We start from the raw sequence: 17,677 nt of genomic DNA on the forward strand, positions 1-17,677 counted from the left end.
CGCAAAGCGGGCATGGACCAAGGACTCGAACGTGCCGAGCGTCATACCAGTCTAGTGGGAAAAGCTGAACAGAGGGTGTTAGCCGACGGTATCCACGCTTTCGGCGTGGTTTTCATCCTCACCAAACAGGGCCAAGGTCTCCTGACCGAAGACTCCAGCCGGGACGGCATAGCCAAGGTGGGTCCACGCGGATGCCATCGCGATCCGGCCACGCGGCGTGCGTCCCAAAAGTCCCTCGCGGACCAGGAAGGGCTCAGCAACGGTCTCCACCGTTTCGGGTTCCTCGCCCACGGCGATAGCCAAAGTGGACAAGCCCACAGGCCCACCATTGAATTTGGTAATCAGGGCTTCAAGGACGGACCGATCGAGCCTGTCCAAGCCGCGCTCGTCAACTTCGTACATATCAAGAGCCGCTGAGGCGGCGCGGGCATCGATCTGCTCTATGCCATGCACCAGCGCCCAGTCACGGACACGGCGCAGGAGCCTGTTGGCAATACGCGGCGTTCCTCTTGACCGGCCGGCTATCTCCGTGAAGCCCGCGGAGTTCACCTTCAGGTCCAGAAGTCCCGCGGAACGCCGAAGGACAAGTTCGAGTTCTGCGACTGAATAGAACTCCAGGTGCCCCGTGAAGCCGAACCTGTCCCTCAACGGCCCCGGGAGAAGACCCGCCCGGGTAGTGGCGCCCACCAGCGTGAAAGGCGGCAGTTCCAAAGGAATGGCGGTTGCACCTGCACCCTTACCCACCACGATGTCCACGCGGAAGTCCTCCATGGCCATGTACAGCATTTCTTCCGCTGGCCTGGACATGCGGTGTATTTCGTCGAGGAAAAGGACCTCGCCCTCTGAGAGGGAGGAAAGGATGGCGGCGAGATCTCCCGCGTGCTGGATGGCCGGACCGCTGCTGATACGCAGCGGAGCGTTCATCTCCGCTGCGATGATCATGGCGAGGGTTGTCTTGCCTAGTCCTGGAGGCCCTGACATCAGCACGTGATCTGCGCTGCGACCACGCATTTTGGAGGCCTCGAGTACCAAGGCGAGTTGCTTGCGGACCCGATGCTGTCCCACGAAATCGTGCAGGTTCTTGGGACGGAGCGCGGCCTCAATGACCCGCTCTTCCGGTTCCTCTCCCCCGCTGACGAGAGATTGCTCAGCCACGGCTGCCTACACGGTTGCCTGCGCGTGCCCCATCCTGGCCCAACCAACGCAGCGTAGCCCGGAGAATTTGGGCCACGTTTCCTGCGTCAACGAGTTCCGGAGAATCAGCCATGGCTTTGTCGATGCTGCCGTTGGCGTCCTTCTCGGACCATCCCAGGCTGGTCATGGCCGCGACTACCTGGGGCTTCCATTCGGCGTTGGGGGCTGCTGCCGGAGCAGCACCGGTACCGGTTCCGTGGGGAACCAATTTTCCAGCCAGCTCAAGGACAATCCGGCCTGCCACCTTGGGGCCGATACCCGGGACCTTGGTGAACGTTTTGCTGTCGCCGGTGTGCGCCGCCACCCGGATGGCCTCCGGTTCATGGACGGCCAGGACGGCCAGGGCCAAACGCGGCCCTACCCCGCTGACGCTGAGCAGGACGTCGAAGACTTCACGTTCGTCGTCGTCAGCGAAACCGAACAGCGTGAGGGAATCCTCGCGAACAATCATGGAAGTGAAGAGCTTGGCTTCAGTCCCCGTTTTGAGGTGGCTCAAGGTCTGCGGTGTGGCGAAGACACTCATTCCCGCACCGTTGAGGTCGATTACAGCGGTGGACAAACCAACGTGGGCTACGGTTCCACGGAGAAAACTGATCAAGACCCGGCTCCTGAAATACTGCCTGCTCCGGTGCTGTAATACTGCTGTCAATATCGCGGCCGAAGCGGACTATCCGAACATATCTACGAATACCCTAGCAAGGGGAGCTCACAATCACCGTTTGCGGCGCGCTTTTGCTTCGGCGTCAGCCCAGGCTTTCTGGGCGGGAGTGAGACCGCCCTTGCCGTTCGCACCGCTGGCTGAGCCCATTCCACTGCCTGCGCGCCACGCGTGGGTGAGGGCCAGTGCAAGGGCGTCCGCAGCGTCAGCCGGCTTCGGCGGAGCATCCAGGCGCAAAATCTTGGTCACCAACTTTGTCACGGCATCCTTGTTGGCAGTGCCGCTGCCGGTGACTGCCGCCTTGACTTCCGAAGGCGTGTGCATCGCGACGGGGATCCCACGACGCGCGGCCGCCACGATCACCACCCCGGACGCCTGGGCAACACCCATCACCGTGCTGACATTCATTTGCGAGAAAACACGTTCGACGGCGACGACGTCCGGCTTGTGCAGGTCCAGCCATTCATCAATTGCTTGAGCTATGACCAGAAGCCTCTTATCCAGCGTCAGCTCGGCAGAGGTGCCTACCACCCCAACAGCCACCATGGTGGCCCTGCGGTTCCGCTCTATGTCCACAACACCTATGCCGCAACGGGTGAGGCCCGGATCGACTCCCAATACGCGAAGAGTCAAGTCCGGGCCTTTCCTGGTGGCTGTAAACCTGCTGGGTGAAAAAACGACGCGATGCGCCTTAGCCGATTATTCGGCGTCGAGAGCAGCCTGAACTTCTTCGCTGAGGTCCGCATTGCTGTAGACGTTCTGGACATCGTCCAGATCTTCCAGGGCGTCCACGAGCTTCATGAATTTCTTGGCGCCATCAACATCCAGGTCCACCTGCATGGACGGAACAAATTCGGCTTCGTCGGTGTCGTACTCGATGTCCGCTTCCTTCAGGGCGTCGCGAATGGCCTGAAGGTCAGAGGGCTCGGAGTGGATTTCCCAGTTCTCACCGCTGTCCTTGACTTCCTCGGCTCCGGCCTCCAGGACCGCCATCAGGATGTCGTCTTCGCTGAGGCCGTTCTTGGGCAAGACAACAACACCCTTGCGGGCGAAGAGGTAGCTCACGGAACCGGGATCGGCAATGGTGCCGCCGTTGCGTGAAATTGCCAGGCGCACCTCGGAAGCTGCGCGGTTCTTGTTGTCCGTCAGACACTCAATCAACAACGCCGAACCCTGCGGACCACGGGCCTCATACATAATTTCGGTGTAGTCCACCACTTCACCGGTGAGCCCGGCCCCACGCTTGATGGCGCGGTCGATGTTGTCATTGGGAACCGAAGTTTTCTTGGCCTTCGTAACAGCAAGTTCAAGGCCCGGGTTGCCGGCGAGGTCAGGGCCACCCATGCGGGCAGCAACTTCGATGTTCTTGATCAGTTTCGCGAACGACTTTGCACGCCTGCCGTCAATGATGGCTTTCTTGTGCTTGGTGGTCGCCCATTTGGAGTGGCCTGACATGCTTTACGCTTCTCCTCTGATCATTCGAATAAAGAGTTCATGCACGCGTTTCTCTCCCGTCACTTCCGGATGGAAGGAGGTAGCCAGCAACTGGCCGGAACGCACTGCAACAATTCTAGCCACTCCGTGCAAAGTGGCCGTGTGGCTGGCATGGCCGGGGTCAACCTGGGCAAGGACTTCCACACCCGGCCCCACACGCTCCACCCAGGGCCCGCGGATAAATACCGCGTGAACGGGATCCACACCGGACTCCCCTGCGCTGAAATCAAGGCCTTTGAAATCGAGGTCGGTTTCAAAGGACTCCCGTTGCCGTCCAAAAGCATTTCTGCGGACCGTGATATCCAGCCCACCAAAAGTCTGCTGGGGATTTCCGTCCAGGTCCATCGCCGGGTCTGCAATTTCATTGGCCAACAGGATCATGCCGGCACAGGAGCCGTAGACCGGAAGGCCTTCCGCGATCCGCTTTTGAAGGGGGTCACGGACTTCAAAGATGCGGGACAGCTTGTCAATAGTGGTGGATTCGCCGCCGGGGATGATCAGGCCGTCAAGGTCGTCAAGCTCTGACGGGCGGCGGATACCCACGCCGGTGGCGCCGGCGGCCTCTACAGCGTGGATATGCTCGCGGAAGTCGCCTTGGAGAGCCAGCACACCGATCCGGAGTCCTGAACCCACGCGTGACGAAGCGTCGGAAAGGGGGTTGGTCATTCGACCATCATAGTAGGCACGGGCCCCGGTAACGCTGCCCGCAGTTACCGGGAGCGTCCACCAGTCAGGGTTCCATGCCCTGACTGGGATATATTACAGAGCATGCTTTCCTTCAGCGTTCCCCTCGGCAAGCTGGTCCGCACACTGTCCCGGCTCCGGGGCGGAGGCTCAGCTTTTCCTGGCTTGGTGGTCGAGAAAATCGATCCCGGCTTCATGCAGCGAACGCTGGCCTCGCTCCCCCTCGGTGTAGCCGTGGTCAGCGGCACCAACGGCAAGACCACCACCACCAAGATGGTGGTGGAACTCCTTGAAAGCCAAGGCCTGAAAGTCTTCACCAACCGCAGCGGCAGCAACTTCACCCGAGGTGTCGCCGCTTCGCTCCTGGGCGATGTGGACTGGCGCGGACGGCTCGACGCAGACATTGCCATTCTGGAACTGGACGAAGCCCACGCCGTGCACTTCGTCAACAAAGTGGAGCCCCGCTTCAGCCTCCTGTTGAATGTCCTGCGCGACCAATTGGACCGGTTCGGTGAAATCGACAAGACCGCGCGGCTGCTGGAGCACATCGCGTCCAAGACGACCGATACCGTTGTCCTCAACCGGGAAGACCCCCGCGTCGCCCGGATCGCCAACGCGCTCAACACCCTCGACGCCGTTCACCACCCCGAAGTCAGGTACTTCGGCCTCGACGAATCTTTGCGCAGCACGTTCCCCAACGATGACGAAATGCGCACTACGGGCATCGGCCCATCCCCGTCCGGCACCTCTGTTGCCGCTGAGACCGGTGACGATGTGGACCTGGCACCTGCCGACGTCGTGCTCCGCCGGGTAGGTGCCCAGGACGCTGACTTTGAGTTCGACGGCGAAACCGTCACCACATCGATGAAATTGCGCGGCGTCTACAACATCTTCAACGCGGCGGCGGCTTTGTCCCTGGCGCGGTCCGTACTGGGAACCGGGCCCGTTGACACGCCCAAACTCGTGAAGGCTTTGGGAGAAGTTGCACCCGCCTTCGGCCGCGGTGAAAGCCTCACTGTGGACGGACAGCCCCTGGAACTGGTGCTCGTGAAGAACCCCAGCGGCTTCCGACTCGGGCTGAAGTCCTTCCCCGCCGGCGGGTACGCCACCATGATCGCCATCAACGACAACTACGCCGACGGCAGGGACATGTCCTGGCTGTGGGACGTCGAGTTCGATTCCCTGCGCGAAGGCGGCGTGGAGGTTCTTACCGGCGTGCGCGCCTACGACATGGCGCTCCGACTTCAATACGACGACGTGCACTTCGGAGTGGTCGAACCGGACATCACCGCAGCACTGCGTGCTTTCATTGACGGCTCGCGAGGCAAGCCCAAGCGGGTCTTCTGCACCTACACATCCATGCTTGCCATTCGCCGCGAGCTGGCCAAAATCACCATAGTTGAGGTGGTCTCATGACCTCGGAAGCACAGCCCACGCCGGACACCCAAACCCTGCCGGACGCACAGCCCAGCAAGGGAACACTCCGCGTTCTCCAGCTCTACCCGCGCGAAATGAACATCTACGGCGACTGGGGCAACGCCCTGGTCCTCAAGCAACGGATCAAGTGGCATGGCTACACCCCGGAGTTGCTCGAGTACAACGTGGGTGACGAATTCCCGGACGACGTGGACATCATTGTGGGTGGAGGCGGGCAGGACAGCGGCCAGCTGGTCATACAGAACGACCTCCAAGCGCGCGCTGCCACGTTAAAGCAGCTGGCGGACGGCGGCGCCCCCATGCTGGTGATTTGTGGGCTCTACCAGCTTTTCGGGAAGTTCTTCAAGACCAGCACAGGCCCCGTCATTCCCGGCATCGGCATCCTTGACGTCGAAACCCACGGAACTGACGAGCGACTCATCGGCAACGTGACCATGAAGTCTGCCGAGTTTGGCGACATCCTTGGCTACGAGAACCACAGTGGTCAGACCACGTTGGGTCCCGGCGTCGAGCCACTGGGCACGGTGACCAAAGGCGCGGGCAACAACAGTAAAGACGGGCACGAGGGCGCCCGCTACAACAACGTTGTAGCGAGCTACCTGCACGGTTCCTTGCTGCCGAAGAACCCTGCCATTGCGGATTTCCTGATCCGCACGGCTGCCGAACGCAAGTTCGGCAGTTTCGTGCCGGGAACGCCCGACGACGGTTATGCCAGCCTTGCGCGCGAACACGCCGCACGCCGGCCGCGCTAGGCGCTACTTTTCCTTGGTAATCAAGAGTTCATGAGCACCTGCAGCTGCGGCGCCCATGGACTCAACCACTGCCTTGGTTCGCTGATGGGTCTCAGCATCGGCCGCCGGGGTGGCGCAGACTCCCTGTGGTGCGTCGCTGGCCACAGAGCACCACCGGTAGGGATCCCGAACGATCACTGACGGAGCCCAGGCGAGGTCCGATGCAGTCCACACACCGGACGTGTTTTGGCTGAACTGCGCCCTCACCAGCAGTCCCTCGTTATTCAGGACATACCACGGCGACAATTCAGTGACACCGTTGCCGAGCCCATACACAATCCATGTGCCCTTATAGTTCTCGATGGGCAACACCGAGTGTGTGTGGTGGCCATAGATCATGGTGAACTGCCCACTGTCCACCAACGCGTGCGCAACTTCCTGCTGCTGGGCGTTGGCTTCGCTGGCGTATTCGTCACCGGCGTGCATGACACCCAGGATGATGTCAGCCCCAAGCGCTTTAGCCTGTTTTGCCTTCGCGATCATGGCCGCTGGGTCAAGTTCGTCGACCAGCCAAGGGTATTCCGGAATCTGACCATTGTGGCCATACGTTCCAATGATGACGGCCACCTTGGCAGCGTCCGTCTGGAGCATGAGTATCTCCTTGGACGCCGCCTCCGTCCGGTAGGAACCCGTGTGCTTCAGGCCCGCCGCGTCCAAGGCATCCAGTGTCCTCAGCAAGCCGTCGGTCCCACGGTCAATGGTGTGGTTGCTGGCCGTCGTGCAGGCCTTGTAACCGACGTCCTTGGAGGCTGTGATGATTTGCGGAGGCACGTTGAACGACGGGTAGGCGGAGAACGGCCCTTCCGGAGCAGCAACCGGCGTTTCCTGGTGGCAGATGGCGAGGTCGCTGTTGCGGATGTAACGGCGCTGCCCCTCGAGGAGCGGCACGAAGGTGTAGCCAGGCTGACCCGCCGCCGCAGCGTCTGCTCTTGCTTGTTGCCAGAGCTGGGTATGAACCAACATGTCGCCTGTCACCGTGATGGAGGTGCAGCGTAGCTCCGGGCAAGCGGGCCCCGCGCCTGGGGTGGGGTTCGGCGCTGGAGTCCGCGTTGGGCTGGGTGTCTCGGCCGTAGGCGCAGACGTAGCGCTGCTGCGGTTCGCGTCATCGTTTTCTGCGATCACACCGCAGGAAGCCAATGACACAGCCAAAGCCATGCCGCTCAGCACGAGTGCCGCCTTGCGAGTACGGAACCGTCCCACGGAGAATGTGATTTTGCCCATGACTTTCATCCTATGGCGGAAGCCCTCCGGAACCGGGCGTGCCGCCCTTGAGGACACGATTCTTACGTGAAAGAGTCACTTCATGACCAATCCACTCTTGAGCCCCAGCCCTTTGCCCTACGGGCTCCCGCCCTTCACCGGCATTTCAACGGAGCACTACGCCGAGGCCATAGAGGCAGGCTTGACCACACATCTGAGTGAAATTGCCAGGATCACGGACAACCCGGAGCCCGCTACCTTGGAGAACACTGCGGTGGCCATGGAGCGCTCGGGACTACTCCTCAACAGGGCGGCGGCAGCGTTCTTCACCTTGGTTTCCGCTGATGCTTCGTACGCCATCAAAGCGCTGGAAATCGAGATCTCACCCAAGCTCTCAGCGCATCAGGACGCCGTGTACATGAACCGCGCGCTCTACGAGCGGTTCGCAGCGCTCGACTCCACGGTTCTGGATGCGGAGTCGTCCCGGTTGGTACAGGAGTACCTAAAAGAGTTCCGGCAATCCGGAATTCAGCTTGATGATGCCGGGCAGACAAGGCTGCGCGACGTCAACGCGGAGCTCTCACGTTTGGGCACGGAATTTGGCCAACGCGTCAAAGAGGCCATGAAGTCCGCCGCCCTTCTCCTGGACGACGCCTCGGATCTGGCGGGGCTGCCGGCTGAAGCCATCACCGGGGCCGCGGAAGCAGCAAAGTCTGCCGGCCATGAAGGCAAGTACTTACTGACCTTAATCCAACCCAGCAACCAGCCCGCCCTGGCGTTCTTGGAGAACCGGGCCATCCGCCGTCGCCTTTACGAGGCGTCCTTGGCGCGTGGTACTGATGGCCCTTTGGACGTCCGTGACCTGGTGAAGGCTACTGTCCGGTTGAGGGCAAAGAAGGCAGCTCTCTTGGGTTTTGCCAATTTCGCTGAGCTGGTGGTTGACCAGCAGACAGCGCCCGGGTTCAGTGAGGTGCAAGCGATGCTGGGTCGGCTGGCCCCCGCTGCCGTGCGGAATGCCCAATCGGAGGCAGAGGCTTTGACGGAAGCCGCCGGCCACGAACTTGAGCCGTGGGATTGGGCGTACTACTCTGCCCGGGTTCGCAAGGATAGATTCCAGGTGGATGAGCAGGCAATCCGGCCCTATTTCAGCCTTGAAAATGTACTCAACCATGGAGTTTTCCATGCGGCAACTCAGCTGTACGGGGTGACTTTCCACGAGCGCGAAGACCTTGAAGGCTATCACCCGGACGTCCGCGTCTGGGAAGTCCTGAATGAAGACGGCAGCGGTCTCGGCCTTTTCCTGGGCGATTACTACACCCGGGAGTCAAAGCGCGGTGGTGCCTGGATGAATTCCCTCATGGAACAATCCAGCCTGCTGGGAACCCGGTCCGTGGTGATCAATAACCTCAACATCACCAAGCCGGCTCCCGGCGAGCCAACACTGTTGTCGCTGGACGAGGTCCGCACTGTCTTCCATGAGTTTGGCCATGCCCTGCACGGCCTGTTTTCCAATGTCACCTACCCGCGGTTCTCCGGAACGTCCGTGCCGCGGGACTTTGTGGAATACCCGTCCCAGGTCAACGAGATGTGGATCATGTGGCCAGAGGTATTGGCCAACTACGCACGCCACTACTCCACCGGGGAAGTCCTCCCGCAGGACACCGTGAACAAGCTCAACGAGTCCTTGCTGTGGGGAGAAGGATTCGCAACCACGGAATATCTGGGGGCTGCGCTCCTTGACCTCGCATGGCACGTGATTCCCGAGTCGGAGGTGCCGGACGACGTTCTCTCCTTCGAAGCCAAAGCCCTGGCGGACGCGGCCATCGCCCACCCCCTGATCCCCCCGAGGTACCGGACGGGCTACTTCCAGCACATCTTCGCCGGCGCAGGCTACGCAGCGGGATACTACTCCTATATCTGGAGCGAGGTGCTTGATGCCGACACCGTGGAGTGGTTCAAGGAAAACGGTGGCCTGACACGCTCCAACGGAGACCGGTTCAGGTCTGAGCTGCTCTCACGGGGTAACAGCCGCGATCCACTGGAATCCTTCCACGCCTTCCGAGGCCGCGACGCAGAGCTTGAGCCCCTCCTCAAGCGGCGGGGACTGGACTAGAACGACGTCGGGCCGGCCACCCTTGAAAGGTGACCGGCCCGACGTCGTACTTCTTTTTGCCTTTACCAGCCGCGCTCTGCGAGGCGGTGCGGCTGCGGGATCTCGTCCACGTTGATGCCCACCATGGCTTCGCCCAGGCCGCGGGAGACCTTGGCGATCACGTCAGGATCGTCGTGGAAGGTGGTGGCCTTGACGACGGCGGCGGCGCGCTCGGCCGGGTTGCCGGACTTGAAGATACCCGAACCAACGAACACACCATCGGCACCGAGCTGCATCATCATCGCAGCATCAGCCGGAGTGGCGATGCCACCGGCGGTGAACAGGACAACGGGGAGCTTGCCGGTGGCGGCAACTTCCTTGACCAGCTCGTACGGGGCCTGCAGTTCCTTGGCCGCTACGTACAGCTCGTCCTCGGGGAGGGCTGCGAGCTTGGCGATCTCGGAACGGATCTTGCGCATGTGGCCGGTGGCGTTGGAAACATCCCCGGTGCCGGCCTCGCCCTTGGAACGGATCATGGCCGCGCCCTCGTTGATGCGGCGCAGGGCCTCACCGAGGTTGGTGGCACCACAGACGAAGGGAACGGTGAAGTTCCACTTGTCGATGTGGTTGATGTAGTCGGCCGGGGTCAGGACCTCGGACTCGTCGATGTAATCAACACCGAGGGACTGCAGGACCTGTGCTTCAACGAAGTGGCCGATGCGGGCCTTCGCCATCACAGGGATGGACACCGCGGCGATGATCGCATCGATCATGTCCGGGTCCGACATGCGGGACACGCCGCCCTGGGCGCGGATATCGGCAGGGACACGCTCGAGCGCCATGACAGCCACGGCACCGGCATCCTCAGCGATGCGGGCCTGCTCGACGTTAACGACGTCCATGATGACGCCGCCCTTGAGCATCTCCGCCATGCCCCGCTTGACGCGGCTGCTGCCCGTGACGCTGTTCGCGGACGAACCGGCTTCGTTGCTTACATCTGGTGTAGACACAAAAACCCCTATGGGTAGATAAACGACCTTCTTGCCGGAGGCGCGCGCAGCCACACGACCGCAATCAGCGCACACCGGGTTTCAGGTCAAGGTGACCAAGTACTAGTAATAGTAGTCCCACCTTGCATGCCGGCAGTACATTCATTACCCCTGTAGAGGGCAACAAAGCGGGCTGTGGTAGGTCAGCTGCACAACTGCGGCGGAGGGACTTTGGTCGGTTGCCAGTTCCCTTGGATAGCGATATTTCCTAGGCGTTACGCTGCAGCAGTCCCGTCAGCTTCGGCCATGGCCTGCCGCCTTACGGTGGACATCCGCTGGACGATGGTGATGACACTCGCCAGCGCAAGCAGGATGAGGGTTACGAACAACGCCACCGGCGGGAGGCCCAATCCCGTGAGCCCAGTGATGAGCAGCACGGATGCCAGGCGTTCTGCCCGTTCAGCTATTCCTACGCTCGCTTGGTAGCCCAAGGACTCCGCCTTGGCCCGGGCGTAGGAAACAACCATTCCAAGAACCAGACAGACGACGGCAGCGGCAGCAATCGCAGGATCTTCACCTCCGGTGAAAAACCAGATGGTGAGGCCCGCGAAAATTGCACCGTCCGCGAGCCTGTCCAGGGTGGAATCCAGGAAGTTGCCCCAGCCACCGCTGCGGCCCTGCAGCCTCGCCATGATTCCATCCACCACATCCGAGAATGCGAAGAACGCGATCACCACCGAGCCCCACCATAAGAAGCCCAAGGGGTAGAGGACGAGTCCGCCCAATATCACCCCTGCGGTCCCTGCGATGGTCACGGCGTCCGGAGACACACCGATCCTGAGGAGCCAACGCGCTAAAGGGGTAAAAAGTGAAGTGAAAAAGCCGCGCGCATGCCTATTGAGCATTCGACTCCCCCGGCCAGGCTTCGGCCACCAGTTTGCGGACCTCATCGAGCGTCTGCGTAATGGCCTTGGTCTGGGCGATGATGGGGAAGAAGTTTCCGTCCCCACCCCAGCGCGGAACAACATGCTGATGGAGATGAGCGGCGATTCCCGCGCCGCCGGTCACGCCTTGGTTCATGCCAAGGTTGAAGCCGCTGGGGTTCGAAACCTTCCGCAACACCCGCATTGCTGTTTGCGTGAGTTCGGCAAACTCCGCCGTCTCCTCCACGGTGATGTCCGTGTAGTCGGGCACATGGCGGTAAGGGCAGATCAATAGATGCCCTGGGTTGTACGGGAACAGGTTGAGGACCACATAGCAGGTCCGTCCCCGGTAGACGATGAGGGATTCCTCGTCAGTACGTGTTGGCCCTACACAGAACGGGCAGTCATCTTTGTTCTTGAATTGATCCTGCCCGCCCTTGATGTAGGCCATGCGGTGCGGAGTCCACAGGCGCTGAAAAGCGTCCGGAACGCCCGCGAGTCCGAAGTCATCGGTTACGTCAGCGTCACCGGGAATGCCGGTTGCCGCGCCTGTGTTCTCCTGCACCGTCTATGTGTCCGTTCCGTCAGCTCTCGCGGTTCTTGACGGCATCCACGATCCTGCGGACCGCCTCTGCCACGGGCACGCCGTTATCCTGGCTGCCATCCCGGAAGCGGAACGACACGGCACCGGCCTCGGCGTCCTCACCTCCAGCAATCAGGACGAAGGGGATCTTGTCCTTGCTGGCCGTACGGATCTTCTTGGGGAAGCGATCTGAAGAGACATCAACTTCGGCCCGGATTCCTGCGGCCTTCAGCTGGTCCACGACGTCGAACATGTAGTCGTTGAATGTCTCGGCCACTGGAATGCCAACAACCTGGACGGGCGAAAGCCATGCCGGGAAGGCGCCTGCGTAGTGCTCGGTGAGAACACCCATGAAGCGTTCCACGGAACCGAAGAGTGCGCGGTGGATCATAACGGGCCGCTGGCGGGTGCCGTCCGCAGCCTGGTACTCCAGTTCGAAGCGTTCGGGCAGGTTGAAGTCCAGCTGGATGGTGGACATCTGCCAGGTCCGCCCCAGTGCGTCCTTCGCCTGAACAGAGATCTTGGGGCCGTAGAAAGCTGCTCCACCCGGATCCGGAACCAGTTCCAGGCCCGAGGCTGCCGCAACCTCGGAAAGTGTGCGCGTGGCTTCTTCCCATGCGGCGTCGTCGCCCACAAACTTTTCTTCGTTCTTTGTGGAGAGTTCCAGATAGAAGTCATCCAGGCCATAGTCCTTGAGGAGGCCCAGGACGAAGTTCAACGTGGTGGTGAGTTCGTCCTTCATCTGCTCACGGGTGCAGTAGATGTGGGCGTCGTCTTGTGTCATGCCACGTACGCGGGTCAGGCCATGAACAACGCCGGACTTCTCGTAGCGGTATACCGCGCCGAATTCGAAAAGGCGCAGCGGCAGTTCGCGGTAGGAACGGCCACGCGAGCGGAAGATGAGGTTGTGCATAGGGCAGTTCATCGGCTTCAGGTAGTAGTCCTGTGCCGGCTTGCGAACCGTGCCGTCTTCGTTGAATTCGACGTCCACCTGCATCGCCGGGAACATGCCGTCCTTGTACCAGTCAAGGTGTCCGGAAACCTCGTAGAGGTGTCCCTTGGTGATGTGGGGCGTGTAGACGAACTCGTAACCGGCGTCCACGTGGCGCTGGCGGGAGTAGTCCTCCATCGCCTTGCGGATGATGCCGCCCTTGGGATGGAACACGGGCAAGCCGGAGCCGAGCTCGTCCGGGAACGAGAACAGGTCCAGCTCGACGCCAAGTTTGCGGTGGTCGCGGCGCTCGGCCTCAGCGATGCGTTCCTGGTAGGCCTTGAGGGCTTCCTTGGTGGGCCAGGCTGTACCGTAAATGCGCTGCAGCTGCTGGTTGTTCTGGTTGCCAAGCCAGTACGCGGCTGAAGAGCGGGTCAACGCGAAAGCGTTGGAGATGATCTTGGTGTTGGGCAAGTGCGGGCCACGGCAGAGATCGCACCACACACTCTCGCCGCTTTTCCTGTCCACGTTGTCGTAGATGGTGATGTCGCCGGCACCGACCTCAACGTTGACACCCTCTGCGGCGTCGCTTGCATCATTCTTCTTGCCCAGCAGTTCCAGCTTGTAAGGCTCGTTGGCCATGGCTTCGCGGGCTTCTTCTTCGGTGACCACGCGGCGAACGAACTTCTGGTTCTGATTGATGATCTTTTGCATCATCTTTTCCAGCTGGCGCAGGTCTTCCGGGGTGAACGGCTCAGCAACATCAAAGTCGAAGTAGAAACCGTCCGTGATGTACGGGCCGATGCCGAGCTTGGCATCGGGGCGCAACTGCTGCACGGCCTGAGCCATGACGTGGGCGGTGGAGTGACGGAGCACGTTGAGGCCATCAGGAGATTCGATGGTGACGCCTTCGATTTCAGCGTCGGCCGGCAAGACCTGGTCAAGGTCCTTCAGCACACCATTGACACGGGCTACAACGACGTCGCGGCGCTCGAAGAAGAGTTCCGCGCCGGTAGTCCCTTCCGTCACCTTGGTCTCTTCGCCATCGACGATGAGGGTGATCTGTTGGGCATCTGACACGGGTGTCTCCTATTCATAGTTAAAGGCTTCATAGCTTGTGGCATACGGGGACCACAGCCAGCCACCGTCAATCGTATCTGCTTCAGCGAAGGCGGCCAAAGCAGCGCGCCGACGCTGGATTCAGCTGCCCAAACCGGTGATGGCAAGGTTTCTGGAGATGCCGTGAAGAGGGCCTCGGTGAGTGAATTCATCAGGAAGGACACCTCCGGCCGGGAGGAGTTCTGCATAAGGCAGCGTTTCCGGCTGGCTGAGGTCCCATGCTTTGTTGGCACTGAGGCTGATTCCCTTGGGGCCAGTCCTCCTGGTGGTTCCACGAATCAGCAGCATCCGGGTACCAAACAGCAAGGGTCCGGATTCTTCCTGGGCCTCATGGAAAAACACAGAATCCACACAGCCGGTGCCGTCGTCGATGCTGATGAAGACCACACGTCTTCCCCCACGCATGGGCGGGGTTTGGGTCGCGATCCGAACTCCAGCCACCAGGACTTCGGTCCCGTTGCGTAAGCCCAGGAGTTTGTCAGCCGTGGTGACCCCCAGTTTGTCCAGTAGTGGCCGGTGGCTGTCCATGAGGTGCTGGCTGACATCCACGGCCATGAGGTCAAGCTCGGCCCTGACGTTCTCCACCATGGAAGGCTCGGGCAGTTCCGGAGCCAGATTCCTTAGCTCCACATCGCCCAGGGCGAACGCCAACTGCCCTTCGATGACATCCGCAGGCTTCCTTCCGGAGCTGCTTTGGAGCGCCTGCAGGTGTTGCACGAGGTCTGCCCGGTTTGCTTTCCCCCCGGAATCTTTGTGCAGGGAATCAAAAGCGCCCAGTTGAGCAAGCCTTTTGATGTTCGGTTTACTGACCCTCGCCCGGGCCCGGAGGTCAGCTAAGGAATCGAAGGGCTGCCCTGCCACAATTCTCTTGAGTTCTGCCCCCGAAAGCCCATAGATCCCCGTGAGGCTCAGCCGGATGCCAAGCTTGCCTCGATCGGGCCCGTCCTGGATCTTTTCCACCCGGTATTCGGCATGGCTCCGGTTGATGTCCAGGGGCAGGATGGGGATTCCGAGCCGACGGGCTTCTGCCACCAGCAGCCGTTTGGGATACATTCCGGGATCGTGCTCCCAGAGCCCGGCAAGAAAGGCTTCCGGATGGTGGGTTTTCAGCCAGGCCGATTGATAGGTGGGCACGGCAAAAGCGGCTCCGTGGGCTTTGCAAAACCCAAAGCTGCCAAAAGCTTTCAAGGTGCCCCAGACCTTGTCCACAACCTCTGGAGAGTATTTCTTGATCGCGTCCCGGCGGAATTGCCTCTCCACTTCAGGCTCGTGCACTTCATCACCCAAGGCACGGCGGAACTCATCCGCCCTATCCAACCCACAGCGGGTCATGACGTCAAAGGTCTTCAGGATCTGCTCATGGAAGACCGTGACTCCATGAGTCTCCTGCAGCACAGGCTTCAAGTCCGGATGAGGGTAGACCTCCGGCGCGAACCCATGCCTGTGTTCCAGGAAAGGACGGACCATGTCCGATTTCATGGGCCCTGGACGGAACAGTGAGATGTCGATGATGAGGTCGTTGAATTCCCTGGGTGCCATCTTTCCAATGAGCTCCCGTTGACCGGGTGATTCGATCTGGAAACAGCCAAGTGTGTGGGTGCTGCGGATCAACTCATAGGTGGGTTCGTCGTCGAACGGTACGGCGTTGAGATCGATCCTTCCGTCGGCGGCAATGAAGTCCGGCCCGGAGCCACCCGGCTCAACTGGATGCCTGCCAGCCTCCACAACTTCTGCCTTCGAGGGATGCAAGCGAATGACCTCACGCACGGCAAAGGCCATGGCGCTTTGCATCCGCACTCCCAGGACGTCGAGTTTGAGCATTCCCATGGGATCCATGTCATGTTTATCGAATTGGCTCATGGGCAGACCCAATCCGCTGGGCTGGACGGGAGTTCTATCCAGGAGCGTGGCATCTCCCAGAATCACGCCGCAGGGGTGCATGGAGATATGCCTGGGCAGGCGATCCAGCCTTTCGGTAAGGTCCACCAACATGTCCAGCTGCTGGTTCTCCTCCAAGGCACCCTGCTCCACCCGCCCGGCAAAATTCCGCAACTCGGGCTTTTCCACCAGTGCTTCCCGGAACTTGCGGGCAGAGAATCTCCACAGTTGCTTGGCAATCTCACCGACTTCTTCATCCGGCATGCCCAGGGCCATACCTGCGTCACGGACTGCGCCTCGCGCCCGGTAACCGTTTTGCATGCTCATGAGGGTGACCCGCTCGGCGCCGAATCGATCAAAAATCCGGCGGTAGACGTTGTGCCTTTCCGCACTTTCGACGTCGATGTCAATGTCAGGAAGGGTTGACCGGCGTCCCGAAAGGAACCGTTCAAAGATGAGGTCGTGGCGGATCGGATCAACCTGGCTGATGTCGATCAGGTAGTTGACCAGGCTGGAAGCGCCGGACCCCCTGGCAGCAACCCTGACACCCATATCAAGGATCATCCGGGACACCTCAGCCACCGTGAGGAAATACGAAGCAAACCCCAGCCTGGCAATGATCCCTAACTCATGCACCAACCGCGAGCGCACCCGTTTCTCCATTTCCCCGTTGAGGCCAGGGAACCGTTTGGTGATTCCGGCTTCGCAGCGTTGGGTGAGTTCCACCATGGGGTCGCGGTCGATGCCGATGATGGAGGCTTCGGGGACCACTGGTTTCTTCCATCCCATGTCCAGGATGGGATCGATGCGGCATTTGTCGGCGAGCGCCTCTGTGTTGGCAAGTAGTTTGTTGAGGTCGGCTTTCCCTTGGCCTGCCGCGTTCATGATTTCTTTGCCGAGTTGGAGCATGTGCTGGGCGTTTTTCAGCCAGCCCTGCCCTGTTGGTTGCAGCAGGGGTGCGGCGGAGAGTTCGGGAAGGGACTTGAGGGTACGGGCGGAGTCGAGGACGTCGGCGGTTGCAGCTCCGTCCTGGGCGCAGTAGCGGACGGCGTTGCTGAGGATGGCGGGGATGTTGTGTTCCAGGGCGAGCTTGAGCATTCGTACTGCGTGGGCAGTGCTCAGTGGTTCTCCGGGTGCACTGAGGTGGGAAACTGCTTCGGCCACGATGGTTCCCGGTGGCATGGCGTCGATCCATTGCTTGAAAAGGGTTCTGGGCCTGAGGTATTTGCGGCCCCCCATGGCTTGGCCAACATCAGAGTCGGGTCCGATCAGAACGGTGAGGACTGGCTTGAGGGTTATGGGATCAAGGGTTCTTGATGCCAGTTCTCCTCTGGTTACTGCCACGGGGACTACTCCCCCGGCTTTTCCTGAGGTTCTTGCGTGGGCGTCGGAGACGAGGCGGCAGAGTGCCTTGTAGCCGGCGCCGTTGTTGTTGCCGTGGGCGAGGACGACGACGCGGCCCGCGACTTGGGTGCGCTGGTCGCCGTCGTCGTCGAAGACTGCCAGGTCAACACCCACGATGGGATCGATGTTTGCTTCCATGCAGGCTTTGAGGTGTTTGATGGTGCCGTACAGGCCGTCACGGTCCGTGCAGGCGAGCGCCGTGGCGCCGTCTGCTGCGGCGGCTCGGGCGAGTTCATCGGGCCAGGAGACGCCGTAGTGTGCGCTGAAGGCCGTGGAGACGTGCAGATGGGTGAAGCTCAA

The 17,677-nt window shown here is 60.9% G+C and carries 14 protein-coding genes; 3 read left to right on the plus strand and 11 right to left on the minus strand.

The features are described 5' to 3' along the window. Positions 1-78 precede the first annotated feature (78 nt). From ruvB to pdxT, 5 genes are all read right to left on the minus strand, one after another. Positions 79-1,155, minus strand: a complete 1,077-nt coding sequence (gene ruvB / locus CQ020_RS21745; RefSeq protein ID WP_105693954.1) for a Holliday junction branch migration DNA helicase RuvB — start codon at positions 1,153-1,155, stop codon at positions 79-81. After that, positions 1,148-1,792, minus strand: a complete 645-nt coding sequence (gene ruvA, locus CQ020_RS21750; protein WP_024816852.1) for a Holliday junction branch migration protein RuvA — start codon at positions 1,790-1,792, stop codon at positions 1,148-1,150. Before ruvA ends, ruvB begins: the two co-directional genes overlap by 8 nt. A 114-nt stretch (positions 1,793-1,906) precedes the next feature. After that, positions 1,907-2,485, minus strand: a complete 579-nt coding sequence (gene ruvC / locus CQ020_RS21755; protein ID WP_105693955.1) for a crossover junction endodeoxyribonuclease RuvC — start codon at positions 2,483-2,485, stop codon at positions 1,907-1,909. 66 nt (positions 2,486-2,551) lie between these two features. Then, positions 2,552-3,307, minus strand: a complete 756-nt coding sequence (locus CQ020_RS21760; RefSeq protein ID WP_024816854.1) for a YebC/PmpR family DNA-binding transcriptional regulator — start codon at positions 3,305-3,307, stop codon at positions 2,552-2,554. Between the two features lie 3 nt (positions 3,308-3,310). After that, positions 3,311-4,012: a pyridoxal 5'-phosphate synthase glutaminase subunit PdxT gene (gene pdxT, locus CQ020_RS21765; protein ID WP_105693956.1), complete on the minus strand. Its 702-nt coding sequence runs from the start codon at positions 4,010-4,012 to the stop codon at positions 3,311-3,313. Between the two features lie 102 nt (positions 4,013-4,114). Between pdxT and CQ020_RS21770 the strand changes: the two genes are divergently transcribed. Continuing rightward, a complete protein-coding gene (locus tag CQ020_RS21770) occupies positions 4,115-5,446 on the plus strand; it encodes a Mur ligase family protein (RefSeq protein ID WP_105693957.1) in 1,332 nt (443 codons plus the stop codon). After that, the gene (locus tag CQ020_RS21775; protein ID WP_105693958.1) at positions 5,443-6,219 is read left to right on the plus strand and encodes a type 1 glutamine amidotransferase; all 777 of its coding nucleotides are present in this window, start codon (positions 5,443-5,445) and stop codon (positions 6,217-6,219) included. Before CQ020_RS21770 ends, CQ020_RS21775 begins: the two co-directional genes overlap by 4 nt. A 3-nt stretch (positions 6,220-6,222) precedes the next feature. Here CQ020_RS21775 and CQ020_RS21780 read toward each other — a convergent pair whose 3' ends face one another. Next, on the minus strand, positions 6,223-7,488 hold the full coding sequence (locus CQ020_RS21780) for a CapA family protein (protein WP_105693959.1): 1,266 nt from the start codon (positions 7,486-7,488) through the stop codon (positions 6,223-6,225). Between the two features lie 73 nt (positions 7,489-7,561). Between CQ020_RS21780 and CQ020_RS21785 the strand changes: the two genes are divergently transcribed. Further along, complete coding sequence (locus CQ020_RS21785; protein ID WP_105693960.1) at positions 7,562-9,571, plus strand: M3 family metallopeptidase; 2,010 nt, start codon at positions 7,562-7,564, stop codon at positions 9,569-9,571. A gap of 62 nt (positions 9,572-9,633) precedes the next feature. On the opposite strand, the gene pdxS is transcribed toward CQ020_RS21785, so the two are convergent. The 5 genes from pdxS to CQ020_RS21810 form a co-directional block, all read right to left on the minus strand. Next, positions 9,634-10,560 (minus strand): pyridoxal 5'-phosphate synthase lyase subunit PdxS, encoded by a 927-nt coding sequence (pdxS, locus tag CQ020_RS21790; protein ID WP_105693961.1) that lies wholly within the window; start codon positions 10,558-10,560, stop codon positions 9,634-9,636. Between the two features lie 254 nt (positions 10,561-10,814). Then, a complete protein-coding gene (gene pgsA / locus CQ020_RS21795) occupies positions 10,815-11,444 on the minus strand; it encodes a phosphatidylinositol phosphate synthase (protein WP_105693962.1) in 630 nt (209 codons plus the stop codon). After that, on the minus strand, positions 11,434-12,027 hold the full coding sequence (locus CQ020_RS21800; RefSeq protein WP_024816860.1) for an HIT domain-containing protein: 594 nt from the start codon (positions 12,025-12,027) through the stop codon (positions 11,434-11,436). The genes pgsA and CQ020_RS21800 overlap by 11 nt, the downstream gene beginning before the upstream one ends. A gap of 19 nt (positions 12,028-12,046) precedes the next feature. Beyond that, entirely contained in the window at positions 12,047-14,056 is a 2,010-nt protein-coding gene (gene thrS, locus CQ020_RS21805; protein ID WP_105693963.1) for a threonine--tRNA ligase, read from the minus strand. Positions 14,057-14,176: 120 nt separating this feature from the next. Continuing rightward, on the minus strand, positions 14,177-17,677 hold the full coding sequence (locus CQ020_RS21810; RefSeq protein ID WP_105693964.1) for a DNA polymerase III subunit alpha: 3,501 nt from the start codon (positions 17,675-17,677) through the stop codon (positions 14,177-14,179).

This window comes from Arthrobacter sp. MYb23, from assembly GCF_002979775.1.
In the GTDB taxonomy this organism is placed as follows: Bacteria; Actinomycetota; Actinomycetes; order Actinomycetales; family Micrococcaceae; genus Arthrobacter.